Below are 20,869 nucleotides of genomic sequence, written 5' to 3' on the forward strand. Positions count from 1 at the left end.
CTGCGCCACGTACTAGAGCGGCTACCGCACGCCTCGTCGGTAGCAGACTACGAAGCGCTGCTACCGTGGAACTGCTCGCCAGAGATGCCACGGTAACTCGTTACCCCACTGTTGGGCAGGTGGGGTTTATGGATCGCGTACAGTACAACGAGTTCAGTTTGGAGAATCTAGGCGAAGCGCTAGATACATATGGTCCTCAAAGGGCACATGGAAAACAGCTTCAAATTGCTTATGGTATAGAGCAATTGATGGCCATAGAATGCTCGACTGCCACATGCCAAGCATACAAAACTACCCTTTTAGACCGCGCTGTTGAAAGCTATGCGCACGTCAGCAAGGTCCTGAACGAGTGGGCGCCGTCGCTTGACCGTTTTGGTCTCATAGGCGGAGCGGCGGCTGGAAGGCAGGCTGGCTTGAGGCCAGTTGGGGTACCTGAACGTGCGGAGCTTGCAAATGTTCAGAAGGCCGTTGATTATTTAACAGGTCCAAAAGCAACATCGATTGAGTTTTTGCCGAAAGCTACGCGGAATAGTGCAGGACAGATAGAGGCGAACATTACTCAGGGTCGCGCCATAAAAAGCCTTGAGTCTAACGGTTATAAAAAGACTATTTCTCAGGATGGCTCAGTTACTGTGTTAACTAATGGAGAGAAGACCTATCGATTTTATCCATCCTCAACGTCTACAGGGCAACCGTCCGCGTCGTTGACTATAGAAGGGATGAAAAAGCCAACTGCGAAAATTAGGTTCTCAGGAGAGTAGTCGTGACTGTTTTGAAAATTGAAGATAAAGATTTGAATACTTTTCTTGATAGGCTGTCAGGTGTAATGATTTTTAATAAAGACTTGCCGGCTAATGTTTTTGTTGGTGGTGGGTTTCTGTTTTGGTTTTTTGAGAGGCCACTGCTCTGCTTTACTGAGATTTTTTCGGGATTAGTATCGAATAGCGTTTCCAGCTTTAAGTCAGATGTGTTTATAAAGTTTTCAGGCGGTGAGCGATTAGATAACTCTTGTTTTTCCCTCGATGGAGACGATTTAGGGGAAGATGTACGTTGGTTGAGTAAAAGGTTTGAAAGTTTTTTTGATGGAGCGGTTGGTTACCCAATAGTTTTATGCGATAGCGGGTGCAAATGGGTTGCCCTCGAAAGCGTATATGAGGAATTTGGCGTTGTTGCTGTGAAAAAATCAGAGCTTCAAGAGAGTTTTTACGAGTACTTAAACTCAAATTTGATCTCGATGGATGAGTTGACTGAGCTGGCATCCGGTTTCACTGCAGAAGGTAGAATCGCAAAGGCTCTGATCTCTTCCTATTCTAGCTAATCGGTACAAAAACGACAGGAGCTGCCGGTAAAAGTGCAGGCGTCATGCGCCATTTGGATTATGAAGCTGCTCTCTACCACAGGAAAGTCGATAATGCAGTTAAGAGTCGTGCTTCGGTTAATGGTCAAGAAGCGCTAGATTTTTCGCTTCAAGTTAAAACGACGTCCCCTCCTCTCGCTGAGTCGGAATTGACTACGATTCTAAAGATTTTTTTGTTTTTGACAAGACGTTAGATACAACTTGTCACGGCCATGTCCGCTCTTGGAGCGACTTGCATCCAGACATGCAAAAAGCCCTGCAACAGGCCGGTATGGCTGATCGTAAAGGTAATATTCTTACTGGTGGGAAGCGATAATGAACTATCAAGACTCCAAATCTTATAACAAGCTAAATTTAGAAAAAGCTTTTGCTTCGAGGGATGTTAAGAGTATTTGTGAGGCACTTGTTTTCGTTGCTTTAAATGATTCTGATTGGAGATGGGTGCAGAATAAATGCTTAGAATTTCTCAGCGACGAAAGCCCTGATATTAGAGGGCTTGCAGCAACTTGTCTTGGGCACATAGCAAGGATTCACCGCCAGCTTGATAAAGAAAAAGTAATGATTGTTCTTCGTGAACATCTAGATGACAATATCATCTCGGGGCAAATTGCGGATGCTCTAGACGATATCGATATGTTTTTGAGGTAGTGTCAAATTGGTATTGTCACGCTGATGTTGATTTGTAAAAATCTCGTATCGAGCTGATCTGACATGTCCGAGCACACTATCCTACCCAGCACCGGCCTCGCGCCAGTGTTTTTTTCTGACTTTTGATTTTTCGACTTTTATTTAGGGATTCTCCGATCAAGTCAGCACAGGCCATCTGACCTGTGCTGAAATAGTCTTCCGTCCAACTGCCTTCTACAAGCCCGCCATCCCATGAGTCAGATGAGCTTTTCCGATTTCGAGTACGCCGGTAAGCGCAAGCAAACCCGTCGCGAGCGTTTCCTGGTCGAGATGGAACAGGTGGTTCCGTGGAGTGGGTTGGTGGCGTTGATCGAGCCTCACTACCCAAAGGCTGGCGGCGGCCGCAAGCCGTATCCATTGGAAACCATGCTGCGCATTCACCTACTGCAGAACTGGTTCTCGTTGAGTGATCCAGCTATGGAAGAGGCGCTGTACGAGATGACTTCGATGCGCCAGTTTGCTCGTCTGACGCTCAGCGCTCCGATCCCCGAAGACACGACGATCATGAATTTCCGACACCTTCTGGAGAAGCATCAGTTGGCGGCGGGCATTCTGGAAACCATCAACAATCACCTGCGAGACAAAGACCTGTCGTCGCGCCAAGGCACCATTGTCGACGCCACCATCATCCACGCACCCACGTCGACCAAGAACAAGGACGGCAAGCGCGATCCTGAAATGCATCAGACGAAGAAAGGTAATCAGTAATTCTTCGGCATGAAGGCGCATATCGGTGCCGATGCTGAGTCGGGCCTGGTGTACCACGTCCACGGTACAGCGGCGAATGTGGCCGATGTAACGGAGGTCACTCACCTATTGCATGGCGACGAAAATGTTATCTGTGCCGATGCGGGTTATACCGGCGTGGAGAAGCGACCGGAGCATGAAGGGCGGCCGGTGATCTGGCAGGTCGCAGCCCGCCGCAGTACCTACAAGCACTTGAGCAAACGCAGCGTGCTCTACAAGGCCAGACGCAAGATCGAGAAGGTCAAAGCGCAGGTGCGAGCGAAGGTCGAACACGCATTCCGTGTGATCAAGCGCCAATTCGGCTATGTGAAAACCCGCTTCCGTGGCTTGGCCAAGAACACGGCGTAACTGACACGCTGTTTGCCCTGTCGAATCTGTGGATGGTGCGCCGGCGATTATTGCCGGCCGCAGGAGAGGTGCGTCCGTGAGGCAGAAACCAAAGCTGCGTTTGGGTTATCCACCAGCCAGCGGCTGAAAATCTGGCTATTCGGCGTGCCCGAGCCGTCCATTTCGAGCTGATGACAACTTGTTCGGAGTTCCCCATAGCGGGCCCAATCCCCCGAGCCCGCCACACCGCTCCTACCTCAAGGACACTGACAAGTCGAAGGCCCAAACACCGGCCCGCTGCAAGGGTCCTTCGACGGGCCGAACACCGGGCACGCCGCTTGGGCAGTCAGGGAGAAACCACAGAGCAGAAACACCGCCAACAGTACGTTCTTCATTCGCAAGCTCCTGAGTGGGTAAACCCACGCGTTCTATCCATAGTGAGGGTACGGTCGGTCATCCCGGACACTGGCGGGCTCACCACACTCGCCCGGAAGGTCCGTTCGCCCGGTCGCGGCACATCGCCAGACAGGCCAGCGAGGGCCGGACCCGGAGCAGTAAAGATCAGCCCCGTCGAACGCGCCAGTGTGGCGTAACGTCGCAAATCCCCGCCGCCTCAGTTCTTGGCGCTGGAATACTTGCGTCCTTGGTCGAGCAGGGCGAACACCACCACCAACACCCCAGCCACCGCCAGGATGAGCGCGACGCCATCGGTGGAGTGCGTCGCCGAGCCTGCCACCAATGCCAGCCCGCCCAGCGGTGCCAGGCCGCCTGCCACCGCCGTGCCGATTTCGCGGCCGGTGCCGAAGCCCGACGCACGGGTCTGGGTGGGGAACTGTCGGCTCAGGAACGAGCCCTGTGGGGCGAACATCATGGGCGCCAGGATGCCGGTGCCGAGGGCGATCGCCACATAGATCAGCGTCGGCTCGCCGGTGCTCAGCAGGCGCAGGAAGGGGTAGGCGAACAGCACCGACAGCAGGCCACCGAGCATCAGTACGGTCTTGCTGCTCCAGCGGTCGCACAGCCAGCCGAAGAAGGGCACGGCGAAGATCGCCACCAGGCTGGCGATGGTCACCGACAGGGAGGTGACGTGGGCCTCGACGCCTTTGAACTGGGTCAGGTAGGCCAGGGAGAAGGTCTTGAAGATGTAGCTCAGGGCGTTGTAGCCGACCGCCACGAAGAACACCACGGCCAGGCCTTTGCGGTCATTGCGCAGCAGCAACTTGAGTGGCGAGACCTTGGGGGTGTCCTCGGCCGTGTCCAGGGCTTTGAAGTCCGGGGTTTCCGGGATGCTCTTGCGCACCCACAGGCCCACCGCCACCAGTGCGATGCTGGCGATGAAGGGGATGCGCCAGCCACCGGCCAGCAGGAAGTCGTTGCCGTTCATGGTCAGCAGGTACACGGTCAGCGACGACAGCAGCAGGCCCAGGTTCAGGCCCAGCGCTGGCCAGGCGCCTTGACTGCCGCGCTTGCCTTCGCTGGCGTGCTCGTAGGAGGTGACCGCTGCGCCGGACAGTTCGGCGCCGGCGCCCAGGCCTTGGATGATGCGGATCACCACCAGCAGGATCGGCGCCCAGATGCCGAGGGTGGCGTAGCCGGGGATCAGGCCGATCAGCGTGGTGCATACGCCCATCAGGCAGAAGGTGATCACCAGCACGTGCTTGCGGCCGAAGCGGTCGCCCAGGTAGCCGAACAGGATGCCGCCGAACGGGCGGGCGATGAAGCCGATGGCGAAGGTGGAGAAGGCCAGCAGGGAGGCCACCGCCGGGTTGCTGGCGTCGAAGAAGATCTTCGAGAAAACGATCGCGGCCATGGTCGCGTAGAGGTAGAAGTCATACCACTCCAGCATCGAACCGAAGATGGTCGCCGCCGCGACCTTGCGCAGGCGCTTGCGTTGCTGGTCGGGGGTTTCCGTCGCGGACGGGGCCGTTTCATGTGCCGACATGGGTTATTCCTTATTGTCTTTGTAGTGGAAGGTGCAGCAGAAATCAGCGGGCCTTGAGGATGCGCTGGGCGATCATCTGGCCGATGGGAATGGCCGAGGTGGCGGCCGGCGAGGGGGCGTTGCAGACATGCACCATGCGCGGCGTCTCGGCGAACAGGAAGTCATGCACCAGGGTGCCGTCACGCATCACCGCCTGGGCGCGGATGCCAGCTTCATGCGGCAGCAGGTCGTCGATTTCCAGCGACGGGCAGTACTTGCGGCACTGCTCCAGGTAGCCGCGCTTGAACAGCGAGTTCTTCATTTCCGTGGTGCCGGAACCCAGGTTGTTCCAGAGGGTTTTCCAGAACCCGGGAAAGCGGGCGTACTCGGCTACGTCGCGCCAGTTCACCGAACCTTTGCGGTAGTTTTCGCGGCCCAGGCCGAGCACGGCATTCGGGCCGACGGTCACGCTGCCGTCGATCATTCGCGTCAGGTGCACGCCGAGAAAGGGCAGGTCGGGGTCGGGGATGGGGTAGATCAGGTGGCTGACGATGCCGTTCTTGCTCGGCGGCAGGCGGTAGTACTCGCCGCGGAAAGGGATGATCTGGTGATCGATGCTGATCCCGGCCAAGCGCGCCAGGCGGTCGGATTGCAGGCCGGCGCAGGCCACCAGTTGCCGTGCACGCCAGGTGTTGGCGTCGCTGGTGATGGTGACGTGGTCGGTGTGCTCCTGGATCGCGCGCACCGTGGTACACAGGCGCACCTCGCCGCCGGCGCGCTCGATCACCCGGGCCATGGCCTTGCACACTTCCTTGTAGTCGACGATGCCGGTGGCATCGAGGAACAGCGCGCCCTGGCCGACGATGTTCGGCTCGCGATGGTGCAGGGCGTCCGCGTCCAGTCGCTCGACCTTGAGGCCGTTCTGCTGCGAGCGCTGATACAGCGCCTGCATGCGCTGCATCTCCAGGTCGTTGGAGGCCACCAGCAGCTTGCCGCACACCTCGAAGGCGATGCCGTGCTCGTGGCAGAAGTCCTTGGTCGCCTGGGCGCCGCGTTTGCATAGTTCGGCCTTGAGGCTGCCGGGTGCGTAGTAGATGCCGGCGTGGATCACGCCGCTGTTGTGGCCGGTCTGGTGGCGACCTAGTTGGTCTTCCTTGTCCAGGAGCAACAGCGAGGCGCCGGGGCGCTGTTCCAGCAGGGCCATCGCGGTGGCAAGGCCGACGATGCCGCCGCCGATGATGCAATAGTCGTGGGTCATGCGGATTACCTTGAGTGCATGTCTTTGAATCTGATTGTCAGGTTGTCAGACAAAGTGGTGCGTTAAAAATCCGGGGGCCTCTGCCCCGGAGCGTCATGGGCTTCAGTCGAGTGCGGGCAGGTCGATCTTCAGGCGTTTGGCCGAGGCGCGCAGGTGCGCTTCAGCGCACCCGGCGGCGGCATGGCGGTCGCCGTCGGCAATGGCTTGGTACAGCGCCTGGTGCTCGCGGCTGGCGTCGGCCGAGCCGCCGATCGCTGGGCGGGCGGAGTTTTCCCAGGCGGTACGGCGGGCGCTGGCCAGTTGGCCGCCGAGGAAATCGTGGAAGGCGACGAAGTAATCGTTCTTGCTGGCTTCGGCGATGGCGCGGTGAAAGGCCACGTCGGCGGCTGCGGCGCGAGTCAGGTCGCTGCCGGGGTCGAGCATGATCTGCAGGGCATCGGCCATGCGCGTCAGGTCGGCGGCATCACGCCTGCGCGCAGCGATGGCGGCGGCCTGGGTCTCGATCCACAGGCGCATTTCGAACATCTGCACCAGGTCAGGCGCGCGTCCGCTGCTGCCGGGGAAGCGGAACACGGTGCCGCCGGGGGTCTGGGAAATGTAGGAGCCCAGTCCGCGTCGGGCTATAAGCACGCCATCGGCCTTGAGCTGCGCCACCGCCTCGCGCACCACGGAGCGGCTGACGTTGAGCTGCTCGGCCAGTTGCTGTTCGGTGGGCAGGCGCGATTCGGCGGCCAGTCGGCCGGCGTCGATCTCGGCGCGGATGGCGCTGACCACTCGGTCGACGAGGGTGTCGGGGCGCTGGAGCTCAAGCATGGTGAGGTTGCCTAGTGGTCAGGTTGTCAGACAATGCCTAGGGACTGGCGATCTGTCAATCGTGCCCGCGGCCGTCACAGCTCGGAGACGAAGGTGCCGGTGCCGTCGAGAATGTTGCGCAAGGTCAGCGCCACCTCGTCCAGGTCGCTACCGGCCGAGGTCAGGAGGATTTCCAGTTGCGCGTCGCCCTTGAGGGCATCGCGATCACCGGGGGCCACCTCGATCAGCAGGCGCTCGGCACTCAACGTCACGGTCAGCCCATCCAGCGTCGAAGGCTCGTCGTCCAGGGTCAGGTCGACGGTGTCTTCGTCGGGGTAGCGGGTGAGCAGGAACATCTGGCCCTTGTCGCTGTGGCAGCACAGGGTCGCCATGTCGTCTTCTTCGTCGTCGCACGGGGTGGCGAAGAGCAGGGCGGTTTTCAGTTGCATGGGCGGCTCGGTTCAAGGAAGTGAAACGCGATTGTGCCAGCCTTGGCACCGCGCATAAATGCACAGTTACCGCCGCTTGACCGAATATGTCGCAGCGCTGCAAGCCGCGGTGACCGCTCAGTCGTTAAGCTGCCCAGTCGATGGGCAGCCGTAAGGCCACCGCCCCGGCAGTCGTCTTTGCAGGTGCTCATCCTTGGCGGGTAGCCCGGAACGTCGACGCGCGGGACCTGTCCGACGCCTTGATTCCATCGTTCTGTCGCCATGGGTTGGCTATGGTTGATCCTGAACGGCGGACGTACACGTACACGACGCTTCACCAAAAAAAAGCCCAAGCGGAGTACCACAGATGGCGTTTTTCACCGCAGCCAGCAAGGCCGACTTCCAGCATCAACTGCAAGCGGCCCTGGCGCAGCACATCAGCGAACAGTCCCTGCCACAAGTGGCGCTGTTCGCTGAGCAGTTCTTCGGCATCATCTCTCTGGACGAACTCACCCAGCGTCGGCTGTCCGACCTGGCCGGCTGCACCCTTTCTGCCTGGCGCACCATCGAGCGCTTCGACTCGGCCACCCCGCTGGTGCGGGTCTACAACCCGGACTACGAGCGCCATGGCTGGCAGTCCACGCACACTGTGGTCGAAGTCCTGCATGACGACCTGCCATTTCTGGTCGACTCGGTGCGTACCGAGCTCAACCGCCGCGGCTACAGCATCCACACCCTGCAGACCACCGTGCTCAGCACCCGGCGTGGGGCCAAGGGCGAACTGCTCGAACTGCTGCCCAAGGGCACCCAGGGTGAAGGCGTCAATCACGAATCGCTGATGTACCTGGAGATCGACCGCTGCGCCAACGCTGCCGAGCTGACCAGCCTGACCCGCGAGCTGGAGCTGGTATTGGCCGATGTGCGCGTGGTGGTGGCCGACTTCGAGCCGATGAAGGCCAAGGTCCGCGACCTGCTGGCGCTGGTGGGCGAGAACGCCTTCGGGCCGGCGCAGCATGACAAGGCCGAGGTGCAGAGCTTCCTCACCTGGCTGCTGGACAACCACTTCACCTTCCTCGGCTATGAGGAATTCGTGGTCGAGACCGACGCCGCCGGCGGCAGCCTGGCGTATGACGAATCCTCGTTCCTCGGCCTGCCGCGCGTGCTGCGCACTGGCCTGAGCAGCGACGACCTGCGCATCGAGGACTACGCCGTCAGCTACCTGCGCGAGCCGCGCCTGCTGTCGTTCGCCAAGGCCTCGCAGCCGAGCCGCGTACACCGCCCGGCCTACCCGGACTACGTGTCGATCCGTCAGATCGATGCCGACGGCAAGGTCCTCAAGGAATGCCGCTTCATGGGCTTGTACACCTCCACGGTGTACGGCGAGAGCGTCTATACCATTCCGTACATTCGCGAAAAGGTCGCCGAAGTGGAGCGTCGCTCGCACTTCGACCCCAAGGCGCACCTGGGCAAGGAACTGACCCAGGTCCTGGAGGTGCTGCCGCGCGACGACCTGTTCCAGACCCCGATCGACGAGCTGTTCAGCACCGCGATGTCGATCGTGCAGATCCAGGAGCGCAACAAGATCCGCGTGTTCCTGCGCAAAGACCCCTACGGCCGCTTCTGCTACTGCCTGGCCTACGTGCCGCGTGAGGTCTATTCCACCGAAGTGCGCCAGAAGATCCAGCAGGTGCTGATGGAGCGCCTGAAGGCCTCGGACTGCGAGTTCTGGACCTTCTTCTCCGAATCGGTGCTGGCGCGGGTGCAACTGATTCTGCGGGTCGATCCGAAGAACCGCATCGACATCGATCCGCAGCAACTGGAAAACGAAGTGATCCAGGCCTGCCGCTCGTGGCAGGACGACTATTCGGCGCTGGTGGTCGACAACTTCGGCGAAGCCCAGGGCACCAACATCCTGGCCGATTTCCCCAAAGGCTTCCCGGCCGGTTACCGCGAGCGTTTCGCCGCGCACTCGGCGGTGGTCGACATGCAGCATGTGCTGGCGTTGTCCGAGGCCAAGCCCCTGGCCATGAGCTTCTACCAGCCGCTCACCCAGATCGGCGAGCGTCAGTTGCACTGCAAGCTGTACCATGCCGACACGCCGCTGGCGCTGTCCGATGTGCTGCCGATCCTGGAGAACCTGGGCCTGCGCGTGCTCGGCGAGTTCCCGTACCGGCTGCGTCATGCCAATGGCCGCGAGTTCTGGATTCACGACTTCGCCTTCACCTACAGCGAAGGGCTGAGCCTGGACCTGCAGCAGCTCAACGACACCCTGCAGGACGCCTTCATCCATATTGTCCAGGGCGAAGCCGAGAACGACGCGTTCAACCGCCTGGTGCTCACCGCTGGCCTGCCGTGGCGCGACGTGGCGCTGCTGCGCGCGTATGCCCGCTACATGAAGCAGATCCGTCTGGGCTTCGACCTGGGCTACATCGCCAGCACCCTGAACAACCACACCGACATCGCCCGCGAGCTCACCCGGCTGTTCAAGACCCGCTTCTACCTGGCGCGCAAGCTCGGCCAGGATGACCTGGACGACAAGCAGCAGCGTCTGGAACAGGCGATTCTCAGCGCGCTGGACGACGTTCAGGTGCTCAACGAAGACCGCATCCTGCGTCGCTACCTGGACCTGATCAAGGCCACCTTGCGCACCAACTTCTACCAGACCGACAGCAGCGGTCAGAGCAAGGGCTACTTCAGCTTCAAGTTCAACCCACGGCTGATCCCCGAGCTGCCCAAGCCCGTGCCCAAGTTCGAGATATTCGTGTACTCGCCTCGGGTCGAAGGCGTGCACCTGCGCTTCGGCAACGTCGCCCGCGGTGGCCTGCGCTGGTCGGACCGCGAGGAAGACTACCGCACCGAAGTGCTCGGCCTGGTCAAGGCCCAGCAGGTGAAGAACTCGGTGATCGTGCCGGTCGGCGCCAAGGGCGGCTTCCTGCCGCGTCGCCTGCCCTTGGGCGGCGGGCGCGACGAGATCGCCGCCGAGGGCATCGCCTGCTACCGCATCTTCATCAGCGGCCTGCTCGACATCACTGACAACCTCAAGGACGGCGGCGTGGTGCCGCCGGTCAACGTGGTGCGTCACGATGAGGACGACCCCTACCTGGTGGTGGCGGCGGACAAAGGCACCGCGACCTTCTCCGACATCGCCAACGGCATCGCCAACGACTATGGTTTCTGGCTCGGCGATGCCTTCGCCTCCGGAGGCTCGGCCGGCTACGACCACAAAGGCATGGGCATCACCGCACGTGGCGCCTGGGTCGGCGTGCAGCGCCACTTCCGCGAGCGCGGTATCAATGTGCAGGAAGACCCGATCACCGTGGTCGGCATCGGCGACATGGCCGGCGACGTGTTCGGTAACGGCCTGCTGATGTCGGACAAGCTGCAACTGGTGGCCGCGTTCAACCACCTGCACATCTTCGTCGATCCGAATCCGGATCCGGCCAGCAGCTTCGTCGAGCGCAAGCGCCTGTTCGAACTGCCGCGTTCGGCCTGGACTGACTACGACACCACGCTGATGTCCGAAGGCGGCGGTATCTTCCCGCGTAGTGCCAAGAGCATCGCCATCAGCCCACAGATGAAGGCGCGCTTCGCCATCGAAGCCGACCGCCTGACCCCGACCGAACTGCTGCACGCGCTGCTGCAGGCCCCGGTCGATCTGCTGTGGAGCGGGGGTATCGGCACCTACGTCAAGGCCAGCAGCGAAAGCCACGCCGACGTCGGCGACAAGGCCAACGATGCCCTGCGGGTGAACGGCAACGAGCTGCGCTGCAAGGTGGTGGGCGAGGGCGGCAACCTGGGCATGACCCAGCTCGGCCGCGTCGAATTCGGCCTGCACGGCGGCGCCACCAACACCGACTTCATCGACAACGCCGGTGGTGTGGACTGCTCCGACCACGAGGTCAACATCAAGATCCTGCTCAACGAAGTGGTGCAGGCCGGCGACATGACCGAGAAGCAGCGCAACCAGCTGCTGGGCAGCATGACCGAGGAAGTCTCGGCCCTGGTGCTGGGCAACAACTACAAGCAGACCCAGGCGCTGTCGCTCGCCGCCCGTCGCGCCCGCGAGCGGATCGCCGAGTACAAACGCCTGATGGCCGATCTGGAATCGCGTGGCAAGCTCGATCGCGCCATCGAGTTCCTGCCCAGCGAAGACCAGCTGGCCGAGCGTCTGGCCGCCGGCCACGGCCTGACCCGTGCCGAGCTGTCGGTGCTGATCTCCTACAGCAAGATCGACCTCAAGGAGCAACTGCTCAAGTCCGAGGTACCGGACGACGAGTACCTGACCCGCGACATGGAAACCGCGTTCCCGCCGTCGCTGGTCAGCAAATTCGCCGAGGCCATGCGCCGTCACCGCCTCAAGCGCGAGATCGTCAGCAACCAGATCGCCAACGACCTGGTCAACAACATGGGCATCACCTTCGTGCAGCGCCTGAAAGAGTCCACTGGCATGAGCCCGGCCAATGTCGCCGGTGCCTACGTGATCGTGCGCGACATCTTCCACCTGCCGCACTGGTTCCGTCAGATCGAGGCACTGGATTACCAGGTCCCGGCCGACATCCAGCTGACCCTGATGGATGAGCTGATGCGTCTGGGCCGTCGCGCCACCCGCTGGTTCCTGCGCAGCCGCCGCAACGAACAAGACGCTGGCCGCGACACGGCGCACTTCGGGCCGAAGATCGCGCAGTTGGGACTCAAGCTCGACGAACTGCTGGAAGGTCCGACCCGCGAGCGCTGGCAGACGCGCTACCAGAGCTTCGTCGAAGCGGGCGTGCCGGAGTTGCTGGCGCGCATGGTGGCCGGCACCACGCACCTGTACACCCTGCTGCCGATCATCGAGGCCTCGGACGTCACCGGCCACGATCCGGCCCAGGTGGCCAAGGCGTTCTTCGCCGTGGGCAGCGCGCTGGACCTGACCTGGTACTTGCAGGAGATCAGCAACCTGCCGGTGGAGAACAACTGGCAGGCCCTGGCCCGCGAGGCGTTCCGCGACGACATCGACCTGCAGCAGCGCGCGATCACCATTTCCGTGCTGCAGATGGCCGATGCCCCGGACGACATGGATGCCCGCGTGGCCCTGTGGGCCGAGCAGCACCGGGTGATGGTCGAGCGCTGGCGCGCCATGCTCGACGACCTGCGCAATGCCAGCGGCACCGACTATGCGATGTACGCGGTGGCCAACCGCGAGCTGGTCGACCTGGCGCTGAGCGGGCAGGCGGTGGTGATTCCGTCCTGAGTCTTGCGCTGAAATGAAAAGCCCCGGCAGCGATGCCGGGGCTTTTTTGTCTGTCTTCGACGGCCTGGTGGTGGGCCGCTACGGTGTTACTTGAACCGTCTTTCCACCCCTTTCTCCACCAGAATCTTCGCCGAAATCTCTTCCACCGAGAAATGCGTGGAATTGATGTGGGGGATGTTCTCGCGGCGGAACAGGTTCTCCACTTCGCGCACCTCGAACTCGCACTGGGCAAAGCTCGAATAACGGCTGTTGGGTTTGCGCTCGTGGCGGATGGCGGTGAGGCGGTCGGCGTCGATGGTCAGGCCGAACAGCTTGTTATGGTGCTTTTTCAGCACCGGCGGCAGTTGCAGGCGTTCCATGTCGTCTTCGGTCAACGGGTAGTTGGCGGCGCGAATGCCGAACTGCATGGCCATGTACAAACACGTCGGCGTTTTGCCACATCGCGACACGCCCACCAATATCAGGTCGGCTTTGTCGTAATAATGGGTGCGCGCGCCGTCGTCGTTGTCCAGGGCGAAGTTCACCGCCTCGATCCGCTCCATGTAGTTGGAGTTGCCGCCAATGGAATGCGACTTGCCCACCGAATAAGACGAGTGGGCGGTCAACTCCTGTTCCAGCGGCGACAGGAAGGTGGAGAAGATGTCGATCATGAAGCCATTGGAGGTGGCCATGACTTCGCGGATGTCCTGATTGACGATGGTGTCGAAGATGATCGGACGGACGCCGTCGCGCTCGGCCGCTGCATTGATCTGCTGGACCATGGCGTGGGCCTTGTCGAGCGTATCGATGTAGGGACGGGTGAATTTGGCGAAGGGGATGGTATCGAACTGCGCCAGCAGACTTTGGCCCAGTGTTTCGGCCGTGATGCCGGTACCGTCGGAGATGAAGAACGCGGATCGTTTCATTTGCGCCAAGGGCCTTAAGCTGCCGAATGTTTCTGGATATGATAGGTTCGGTTTGCCGAACGCGGACGTTCGGCATTCTCACTTATTTTCCAGGTCCAGGCCACAAGCGTCCCGGCCCAGCCGCAACACCGACAGGCGGGCGCCCTTGAGCTTTTCCAACACAGTCAGTGGAGAGATCACCTTGGTAGAGTACGTAGTTTCCCTCGATAAGCTCGGCGTCCATGATGTGGAGCATGTGGGGGGCAAGAACGCATCCCTGGGCGAGATGATCAGTAATCTTGCAGGTGCCGGCGTTTCGGTGCCGGGCGGCTTTGCCACTACGGCTCAGGCGTACCGTGATTTTCTCGAGCAAAGTGGCCTGAACGAGCGCATCCATGCCGCGCTCGATGCCTTGGACGTGGACGACGTCAACGCCCTGGCCAAGACCGGTGCGCAGATCCGTCAGTGGGTGATGGACGCGCAGTTCCCGGCGCGCCTGGATGCCGAAATTCGTACGGCCTTCGCCGAAATGGCTGCCGGCAACGACAACATGGCTGTCGCCGTGCGGTCCTCGGCCACCGCCGAAGACCTCCCGGACGCCTCCTTCGCCGGTCAGCAGGAAACCTTCCTCAACATTCGTGGTGTCGACAACGTGATCCGCGCGGCCAAGGAAGTGTTCGCCTCGCTGTTCAACGATCGCGCCATCGCCTATCGCGTACACCAGGGCTTCGACCACAAGCTGGTGGCCCTGTCGGCCGGCGTGCAGCGCATGGTGCGTTCGGAAACCGGCACCGCTGGCGTGATGTTCACCCTGGACACCGAATCGGGCTTCCGCGACGTGGTGTTCATCACCGGCGCCTATGGCCTGGGCGAAACCGTGGTGCAGGGCGCGGTCAACCCTGACGAATTCTACGTGCACAAGAACACCTTGCAGGCTGGCCGCCCGGCCATTCTGCGCCGCAACCTGGGCAGCAAGGCGATCAAGATGGTCTATGGCGACGAAGCCAAGGCCGGTCGCTCGGTCAAGACGGTCGAGGTCGATCGCGCCGAGCGTGCGCGCTTCTGCCTGAGCGACGACGAAGTCAACGAGCTGGCCAAGCAGGCCATGATCATCGAGCAGCACTACCAGCGCCCGATGGACATCGAGTGGGCCAAGGACGGTGACGACGGCAAGCTGTACATCGTCCAGGCCCGCCCGGAAACGGTGAAGAGCCGCGCCAGCGCCAATGTCATGGAACGCTACCTGCTCAAGGAAAAGGGCACGGTATTGGTCGAAGGCCGCGCCATCGGCCAGCGCATCGGCGCCGGCAAGGTGCGCGTGATCCGTGATGTGTCGGAGATGGACAAGGTTCAGCCCGGTGACGTGCTGGTTTCGGACATGACCGACCCGGATTGGGAGCCGGTGATGAAGCGCGCCAGCGCCATCGTCACCAACCGTGGCGGTCGTACCTGCCACGCCGCGATCATCGCCCGTGAGCTGGGCATTCCGGCCGTGGTCGGTTGCGGCAATGCGACGCAACTGCTCAAGGACGGTCAGGGCGTGACCGTGTCCTGCGCCGAGGGCGACACCGGCTTCATTTTCGAAGGCGAACTGGGCTTCGACGTCAAGCAGAACTCTGTGGACGCCATGCCGGAACTGCCGTTCAAGATCATGATGAACGTCGGCAACCCTGACCGTGCCTTCGACTTCGCCCAGTTGCCCAACGCCGGTGTCGGCCTGGCGCGCCTGGAGTTCATCATCAACCGCATGATCGGCGTGCACCCCAAGGCGCTGCTGAACTATGCCGGCTTGCCGCCGGAGCTCAAGGACAGCGTCGACAAGCGCATCGCCGGCTACAACGACCCGGTCGAGTTCTATGTCGAGAAGCTGGTCGAAGGCATCAGCACCCTGGCGGCAGCCTTCTCGCCGAAAAAGGTCATCGTGCGTCTGTCGGACTTCAAGTCCAACGAATACGCCAACCTGATCGGCGGCAAGCTGTACGAGCCGGAAGAAGAGAACCCGATGCTGGGCTTCCGCGGGGCGTCGCGCTATATCAGCGAGTCGTTCCGTGACTGCTTCGAGCTCGAGTGCCGTGCGCTCAAACGCGTGCGCAACGAGATGGGCCTGACCAACGTCGAGATCATGGTGCCGTTCGTGCGTACCTTGGGCGAAGCCAGCCAAGTGGTCGACCTGCTGGCCGAGAATGGCCTGGCCCGTGGCGACAATGGCCTGCGCGTGATCATGATGTGCGAGCTGCCGTCCAACGCTATTCTCGCCGAGGAGTTCCTCGAATACTTCGACGGCTTCTCGATCGGCTCCAACGACCTGACCCAGCTCACCTTGGGCCTGGACCGCGACTCCGGCATCATCGCTCACCTGTTCGACGAGCGTAATCCGGCGGTCAAGAAGCTGCTGGCCAATGCCATTGCCGCCTGCAACAAGGCCGGCAAGTACATCGGCATCTGCGGCCAGGGCCCTTCGGACCACCCGGATCTGGCCAAGTGGCTGATGCAGCAAGGCATCGAAAGCGTGTCGCTGAACCCGGACTCGGTGCTCGAAACCTGGTTCTTCCTGGCCGAGGGCCAGGGCGCCGCCTGATGCGTTCAATGCGGGGCGCACGTCGATGCGTCCCGCGTTCGTGTTTTCTTCGCGGGTAAATCGCTGCGGCGAGCCGCCGCTTCTTCGAGTGAGAGCGGCCGTTCGCCGCAGCGATTTACCCGCGAATACGCTGGAGCCGACGTTCAGCGTGGCCAGCGCCCGCCCATTCCGTATTCCTTTCTCATTGCCGTGAATTCATGCAAAGCAGCAGTACTCTTTTTCCCGTGGCCCTGCTCAGTGCCGAGCGCCGTGGCGACCTCAGCGAAGACGTCTACCGAATAAAAGCCGGCAACAGCCCGGACCCCAGCGTGGAGCTGGCCGTGACCCGTCTGGGTCTGGCCGATCAGCCCGCTGAGCGAGCGGTGCCGGTGATCCTCCTGCATGGCAGCTTTTCCAACCGCCGTTTCTGGTATTCCCCAAAAGGCATTGGCCTGGGGGCGTTCCTGGCGCGTGCGGGCTTCGACGTATGGATTCCGGAGATGCGCGGCCATGGCCTGTCGCCGCGCAATCGTCAATGGCGCGCCAACTGCGTGGCCGACTACGCGCGTTTCGATCTGCCGGTGATCGGCACGTTCGTACAGGAGATGACGGGGCAGGCGCCGCACTGGGTCGGGCATTCCCTGGGCGGCACCACGCTGGTTGCCGCCCTGGGCGGTGGCTACCTGGACCCGAATAGCGTCGCCAGCGTGGCGCTGTTCGGGACCCAGGTCACTCGCCGCTACTGGCCTCTGAAGTTGCCGCCGGTGGTGTGGGGCGCACGCCTGCTTCTCAAGCGCTTTGCCCAGCTGTCCGGGCCCAGGCTCAAGCGTGGCCCGGAGGACGAGCCGATCGGCCTGGCCTTGGAGTGGTTGCGCTGGCAGGGGTTGTTCGGCCGCTTCGGGGTCAAGGACCGTGACTGGTGGGCAGGGCTGGCCGAGGTGCGAGTACCGCTATTGGCCGTGGCAGCGGTGGCCGATACCCAGGATCCGCTGTGGGCCTGCCGCGCGCTGTTCGAACAGTGGGGCGATGCGCGCAAGCGATTTCTGCGTCTGGGGCGCGAGGATGGCTTCGAGGCGTTCGGGCATGTGGACATGCTGGTGAGCAAAGCCGCTCAGGATCAGGTGTGGCCGCAGGTCGAGCGCTGGCTGGCGCAGGCGCAGAGCACGCCACACGCCGCGGCGACTGACTACCCAGTCCCGGATGACTGCACGGCCTCGGAGGGTGTAGCCTTGCCCGACACCCGCCTTCGTTGTGACTGACAGGAGTTTCCCATGCAGCATTACGTAACCCCCGACCTGTGCGATGCCTATGCAGACCGGGTCCAAGTGCTCGAGCCGATGTTCAGCAACTTCGGTGGCCGCGACTCGTTCGGTGGGCAGATCGTCACCATCAAGTGCTTCGAGGACAATTCCCTGGTCCGCGAGCAGGTCGAGCTCGACGGCACCGGCAAAGTGCTGGTGGTCGACGGCGGTGGTTCGCTGCGCCGCGCCTTGCTCGGCGACATGCTCGCCGAAAAAGCCGCCAAGCACGGTTGGGAAGGGCTGGTGATCTACGGATGCGTGCGTGACGTCGATGTTTTGGCGCAGACCAACGTCGGCGTGCAGGCCCTGGCCAGTCATCCGATGAAGACCGACAAGCGCGGTCTCGGCGACCTGAACGTCCCGGTCACCTTCGCCGGTGTCACCTTCCGTCCCGGCGAATACGTCTACGCCGACAATAATGGCGTGATCGTCTCGCCCAGCCCGCTGAGCCAACCGCAGTGACGCGCCGCGGGCGCTGATGGAGCATCGATGTTCGAGGAAGACAATGCGCAGTGGGGCCTGGTGCATGCCCTGGTGCTCGACGGCAAGGGTGGCGCCCGTGCGATCGCCCGTACCGAGTTGAACAGCCTGCAGTTGCAGGACCATGAAAGCCTTTGGTTGCACTGGGATCGCAGTCACCCGCAGACCCGCACCTGGCTGCTGCACGACAGCGGTCTGAGCGAGTTTGCCTGCGAGCTGCTGCTGGAGGAAAACACCCGTCCGCGCCTGTTGCCGCTGGCCAATGAGCAGATGTTGCTGTTTCTGCGCGGGGTCAATCTCAATCCGGGGGCCGAGCCGGAAGACATGGTGTCGGTGCGTATCTTTGCCGAAGCCCGGCGCATCATTTCGCTGCGCCTGCGGCCGCTACGGGCCAGCGACGAGATCCTGCAGCAACTGGGCGAGGGCCGGGGCCCGAAGTCGGCGTCGGAGCTGCTGCTGCTGATGGGCGAGTTGCTGACGGAAAAGGTCCAGGCGCTGGTCAGCGACTTGTCGGAAGCAGTCGATCTCGAAGAAGAGAAGGTGGAATCCGACGAGCGGTATAGCCCAGCCCAAGGCAGTCTCCAGCAGATCCGCCGCCGTGCCGCTGGCCTGCGGCGTTTTCTCGCGCCCCAGCGAGACATCTATGCCCAGCTGTCGCGGCATAAGTGGAGTTGGTTCGCCGAAGTCGATTCCGACTATTGGAACGAGCTCAACAACAGCCTGATTCGGTACCTGGAGGAACTGGAACTGGCCCGCGAGCGCGCGGCGCTGGTGCTCGAGGGCGAGGACCGGCGGCGCAGCGAACTGATGAACCGGACCATGTACCGCTTCGGCATCATCACCTGCATCTTCCTGCCCATGAGCTTTATCACCGGCCTGCTCGGTATCAACGTCGGCGGCATCCCGGGGGCAAGCAACCCCTATGGATTCCTGGTGGCCTGCCTGGTGGTGCTGGCGCTGGCCGTGGGGCAGTGGTGGTTGTTCAGGCGCTTGCGCTGGGTGTGAGGCGATCCATGCTACTGCTCTCTTATTTTGAAACAGTCGTGCCACCTTTCGGTGTGACCTGCGCAGCAGAGCCCTCGTCTTTGACTGACATCACGCGAGGTGCCCATGCACGATCCGTTTGAAGAATCCCTGCGCGACCTGCTCAAGGCGTCGCCGTCCGGCCAGGATCGCGACGACGATGCCTGCCTGGGTCGGGTGCTCAAGACCGCCAACCGCCAGGTGGGCGCGGGCGATCTGTTCAGCTTGCTGGGCCGTTGGAGCCAGGCGCTGCTGATCGCTGTCAACAATGGCTCGGCGCATGTGGCGCCGGTGCGCCGTACCTCTGCCGCTGGCAGACCGCAAGCTGATAAGGCCGAATGAATATGGAACTCGATCTCTGGACCCAGAGCCTGGTTACCGCCATGACTGCACTATGGACCAAGGTGGCGAACTTCATCCCCAACTTGTTCGGTGCGCTGGTGGTGGTGCTGCTGGGCTTCGTGGTAGCCAAGCTGCTCGACACCTTGCTGTCCAAACTGCTCGCCAAGTTCGGTCTGGACCGCCTGATGAGCGGCACTGGCCTGACCAAGATGCTCAGCCGAGTCGGCATTCAGGTGCCGATCTCGACCCTCATCGGCAAGATCGTCTATTGGTTCATCCTGCTGATTTTCCTGGTGTCGGCCGCCGAATCGCTCGGCCTCGAGCGGGTGTCGGCCACCCTCGACATGCTCGCCCTCTACCTGCCGAAGGTCTTCGGCGCGGCGCTAGTGCTACTGGCCGGGGTGCTGCTGGCGCAACTGGTCAATGGCCTGGTCCGCGGCGCGGCCGAAGGCATCGGGCTGGAGTATGCGGCGGGCGTCGGACGCATTGCCCAGGGACTGGTCATCATCATCTCGATTTCCGTGGCTATCAGCCAGTTGGAGGTCAAGACCGATCTGCTCAACCACGTGATCGTGATCGGCTTGATTACCGTTGGTCTGGCCGTTGCACTGGCAATGGGCCTGGGTAGCCGCGAAATCGCCGGGCAGATTCTGGCCGGCATTTATGTACGCGAACTCTACCAAGTGGGCCAGCACGTGCGTGTTGGCGAGGTCGAAGGCCACATCGAGGCCATTGGAACAGTCAAGACCACACTGATGACCGATGAGGGTGAATGGGTGTCGCTGTCGAACCGAGAACTGCTCGAGCAGCGCGTCAGTAGCCGCTAACGGCACAAAAGCTGTTAATGTATGCCGCCGCTGAAATCCGCCTCCGGGCCTTGCGGCGACATTGACCTGACTGTCGGCCAGATCCGTTTTGAATACAGTGCACACGCCGCCCATGCGTTACGACCCCCGCGACCTCACCGACGAGGAACTGGTAGCGCGTTCGCATGAAGAATTGTTTCACGTTACCCGCGCCTATGAGGAACTCATGCGGCGCTACCAGCGGACCCTGTTCAACGTCTGTTCGCGTTATCTGGGGAACGACCGCGATGCCGACGATGTCTGTCAGGAGGTCATGCTGAAGGTGCTGTACGGCCTGAAGAATTTCGAGGGCAAGTCCAAGTTCAAGACTTGGTTGTACAGCATCACGTACAACGAATGCATCACCCAGTACCGCAAGGAGCGACGCAAGCGCCGATTGATGGATGCCTTGAGCCTGGACCCCATTGAAGAGGCGTCCGAGGACAAGGCACCGAAAGCGGAAGAAAAGGGTGGTTTGGATAAGTGGCTGGTGCATGTGAACCCGATCGATCGGGAGATTCTGGTGCTGCGCTTCGTGGCTGAGCTGGAGTTCCAGGAGATCGCAGACATCATGCACATGGGCCTGAGCGCCACGAAAATGCGCTATAAGCGTGCGCTCGACAAGCTTCGTGAGAAATTTGCTGACTCAACTGAAACTTAGTCCTACGCAAATGGCTCAAACGAATC

General features: G+C 61.5%; 18 protein-coding genes and 1 pseudogene. 13 read left to right on the forward strand and 6 right to left on the reverse strand.

Translation table 11 applies throughout. The features are described 5' to 3' along the window. From Q7C30_RS01125 to Q7C30_RS01145, 5 genes and pseudogenes are all read left to right on the forward strand, one after another. Positions 1 to 96, forward strand: a 96-nt coding sequence (locus Q7C30_RS01125) for a transposase domain-containing protein (RefSeq protein ID WP_317870368.1), incomplete at its 5' end; no start/stop codon positions are given. A 32-nt stretch (positions 97 to 128) separates the two neighbouring features. After that, positions 129 to 761, forward strand: a complete 633-nt coding sequence (locus Q7C30_RS01130) for a hypothetical protein (RefSeq protein ID WP_317870340.1) — start codon at positions 129 to 131, stop codon at positions 759 to 761. 2 nt (positions 762 to 763) lie between these two features. Further along, positions 764 to 1,318, forward strand: coding sequence for a hypothetical protein (locus tag Q7C30_RS01135; protein ID WP_317870341.1), 555 nt, complete (start codon positions 764 to 766; stop codon positions 1,316 to 1,318). Positions 1,319 to 1,672: 354 nt separating this feature from the next. Continuing rightward, positions 1,673 to 2,005 carry a hypothetical protein gene (locus tag Q7C30_RS01140; RefSeq protein ID WP_317870342.1) on the forward strand — a complete coding sequence of 111 codons (333 nt, stop codon included), beginning with the start codon at positions 1,673 to 1,675 and terminating at the stop codon, positions 2,003 to 2,005. A gap of 231 nt (positions 2,006 to 2,236) precedes the next feature. After that, a pseudogene (locus tag Q7C30_RS01145) lies at positions 2,237 to 3,219 on the forward strand (IS5 family transposase). A gap of 156 nt (positions 3,220 to 3,375) precedes the next feature. Here Q7C30_RS01145 and Q7C30_RS01150 read toward each other — a convergent pair. The 5 genes from Q7C30_RS01150 to Q7C30_RS01170 all read right to left on the reverse strand — a co-directional run bounded on the left by Q7C30_RS01150 (position 3,376) and on the right by Q7C30_RS01170 (position 7,538). Continuing rightward, entirely contained in the window at positions 3,376 to 3,513 is a 138-nt protein-coding gene (locus tag Q7C30_RS01150) for a hypothetical protein (RefSeq protein WP_240326970.1), read from the reverse strand. A 218-nt stretch (positions 3,514 to 3,731) separates the two neighbouring features. Beyond that, positions 3,732 to 5,060, reverse strand: coding sequence for an MFS transporter (locus Q7C30_RS01155; RefSeq protein ID WP_039576495.1), 1,329 nt, complete (start codon positions 5,058 to 5,060; stop codon positions 3,732 to 3,734). Positions 5,061 to 5,103: 43 nt separating this feature from the next. Then, positions 5,104 to 6,297 (reverse strand): L-2-hydroxyglutarate oxidase, encoded by a 1,194-nt coding sequence (lhgO, locus tag Q7C30_RS01160; RefSeq protein ID WP_317870343.1) that lies wholly within the window; start codon positions 6,295 to 6,297, stop codon positions 5,104 to 5,106. Positions 6,298 to 6,399: 102 nt separating this feature from the next. Then, the gene (locus tag Q7C30_RS01165; RefSeq protein WP_029613995.1) at positions 6,400 to 7,110 is read right to left on the reverse strand and encodes a FadR/GntR family transcriptional regulator; all 711 of its coding nucleotides are present in this window, start codon (positions 7,108 to 7,110) and stop codon (positions 6,400 to 6,402) included. Between the two features lie 74 nt (positions 7,111 to 7,184). Next, on the reverse strand, positions 7,185 to 7,538 hold the full coding sequence (locus Q7C30_RS01170; protein ID WP_317870345.1) for a hypothetical protein: 354 nt from the start codon (positions 7,536 to 7,538) through the stop codon (positions 7,185 to 7,187). Between the two features lie 346 nt (positions 7,539 to 7,884). Between Q7C30_RS01170 and Q7C30_RS01175 the strand changes: the two genes are divergently transcribed. After that, entirely contained in the window at positions 7,885 to 12,750 is a 4,866-nt protein-coding gene (locus tag Q7C30_RS01175; protein WP_317870347.1) for an NAD-glutamate dehydrogenase, read from the forward strand. Between the two features lie 86 nt (positions 12,751 to 12,836). On the opposite strand, the gene Q7C30_RS01180 is transcribed toward Q7C30_RS01175, so the two are convergent. Then, positions 12,837 to 13,655: a pyruvate, water dikinase regulatory protein gene (locus Q7C30_RS01180; RefSeq protein WP_029613993.1), complete on the reverse strand. Its 819-nt coding sequence runs from the start codon at positions 13,653 to 13,655 to the stop codon at positions 12,837 to 12,839. 181 nt (positions 13,656 to 13,836) lie between these two features. On the opposite strand from Q7C30_RS01180, the gene ppsA reads away from it, so the two are divergent. The 7 genes from ppsA (at position 13,837) to sigX (ending at position 20,843) form a co-directional block, all read left to right on the forward strand. Continuing rightward, a complete protein-coding gene (gene ppsA / locus Q7C30_RS01185) occupies positions 13,837 to 16,212 on the forward strand; it encodes a phosphoenolpyruvate synthase (protein WP_039583090.1) in 2,376 nt (791 codons plus the stop codon). Between the two features lie 197 nt (positions 16,213 to 16,409). Then, positions 16,410 to 17,450 (forward strand): alpha/beta fold hydrolase, encoded by a 1,041-nt coding sequence (locus Q7C30_RS01190; RefSeq protein WP_317870348.1) that lies wholly within the window; start codon positions 16,410 to 16,412, stop codon positions 17,448 to 17,450. Positions 17,451 to 17,462: 12 nt separating this feature from the next. Next, positions 17,463 to 17,954 carry a ribonuclease E activity regulator RraA gene (gene rraA, locus Q7C30_RS01195; protein WP_317870349.1) on the forward strand — a complete coding sequence of 164 codons (492 nt, stop codon included), beginning with the start codon at positions 17,463 to 17,465 and terminating at the stop codon, positions 17,952 to 17,954. A gap of 27 nt (positions 17,955 to 17,981) precedes the next feature. Next, the gene (locus Q7C30_RS01200; RefSeq protein WP_317870350.1) at positions 17,982 to 18,977 is read left to right on the forward strand and encodes a zinc transporter ZntB; all 996 of its coding nucleotides are present in this window, start codon (positions 17,982 to 17,984) and stop codon (positions 18,975 to 18,977) included. 105 nt (positions 18,978 to 19,082) lie between these two features. Continuing rightward, entirely contained in the window at positions 19,083 to 19,337 is a 255-nt protein-coding gene (locus tag Q7C30_RS01205; protein WP_039576500.1) for a hypothetical protein, read from the forward strand. Positions 19,338 to 19,339: 2 nt separating this feature from the next. Next, entirely contained in the window at positions 19,340 to 20,164 is an 825-nt protein-coding gene (locus Q7C30_RS01210; RefSeq protein ID WP_029613988.1) for a mechanosensitive ion channel domain-containing protein, read from the forward strand. 112 nt (positions 20,165 to 20,276) lie between these two features. Beyond that, entirely contained in the window at positions 20,277 to 20,843 is a 567-nt protein-coding gene (sigX, locus tag Q7C30_RS01215; protein ID WP_037028127.1) for an RNA polymerase sigma factor SigX, read from the forward strand. The last annotated feature ends 26 nt before the right edge of the window (positions 20,844 to 20,869 follow it).

The sequence above is a fragment of the Pseudomonas sp. RAC1 genome, assembly GCF_030658255.1.
Taxonomy (GTDB): domain Bacteria; phylum Pseudomonadota; class Gammaproteobacteria; order Pseudomonadales; family Pseudomonadaceae; genus Aquipseudomonas; species Aquipseudomonas boreofloridensis.

Coding starts and splice junctions, on each gene's coding strand:
- Q7C30_RS01130 (WP_317870340.1), top strand. CDS start 129: ATGGATCGCGTACAGTACAACGAGTTCAGTTTGGAGAATCTAGGCGAA.
- Q7C30_RS01140 (WP_317870342.1), top strand. CDS start 1,673: ATGAACTATCAAGACTCCAAATCTTATAACAAGCTAAATTTAGAAAAA.
- Q7C30_RS01150 (WP_240326970.1), bottom strand. CDS start 3,513: ATGAAGAACGTACTGTTGGCGGTGTTTCTGCTCTGTGGTTTCTCCCTG.
- Q7C30_RS01155 (WP_039576495.1), bottom strand. CDS start 5,060: ATGTCGGCACATGAAACGGCCCCGTCCGCGACGGAAACCCCCGACCAG.
- lhgO (WP_317870343.1), bottom strand. CDS start 6,297: ATGACCCACGACTATTGCATCATCGGCGGCGGCATCGTCGGCCTTGCC.
- Q7C30_RS01165 (WP_029613995.1), bottom strand. CDS start 7,110: ATGCTTGAGCTCCAGCGCCCCGACACCCTCGTCGACCGAGTGGTCAGC.
- Q7C30_RS01170 (WP_317870345.1), bottom strand. CDS start 7,538: ATGCAACTGAAAACCGCCCTGCTCTTCGCCACCCCGTGCGACGACGAA.
- Q7C30_RS01175 (WP_317870347.1), top strand. CDS start 7,885: ATGGCGTTTTTCACCGCAGCCAGCAAGGCCGACTTCCAGCATCAACTG.
- Q7C30_RS01180 (WP_029613993.1), bottom strand. CDS start 13,655: ATGAAACGATCCGCGTTCTTCATCTCCGACGGTACCGGCATCACGGCC.
- Q7C30_RS01190 (WP_317870348.1), top strand. CDS start 16,410: ATGCAAAGCAGCAGTACTCTTTTTCCCGTGGCCCTGCTCAGTGCCGAG.
- rraA (WP_317870349.1), top strand. CDS start 17,463: ATGCAGCATTACGTAACCCCCGACCTGTGCGATGCCTATGCAGACCGG.
- Q7C30_RS01200 (WP_317870350.1), top strand. CDS start 17,982: ATGTTCGAGGAAGACAATGCGCAGTGGGGCCTGGTGCATGCCCTGGTG.
- Q7C30_RS01205 (WP_039576500.1), top strand. CDS start 19,083: ATGCACGATCCGTTTGAAGAATCCCTGCGCGACCTGCTCAAGGCGTCG.
- Q7C30_RS01210 (WP_029613988.1), top strand. CDS start 19,340: ATGGAACTCGATCTCTGGACCCAGAGCCTGGTTACCGCCATGACTGCA.
- sigX (WP_037028127.1), top strand. CDS start 20,277: ATGCGTTACGACCCCCGCGACCTCACCGACGAGGAACTGGTAGCGCGT.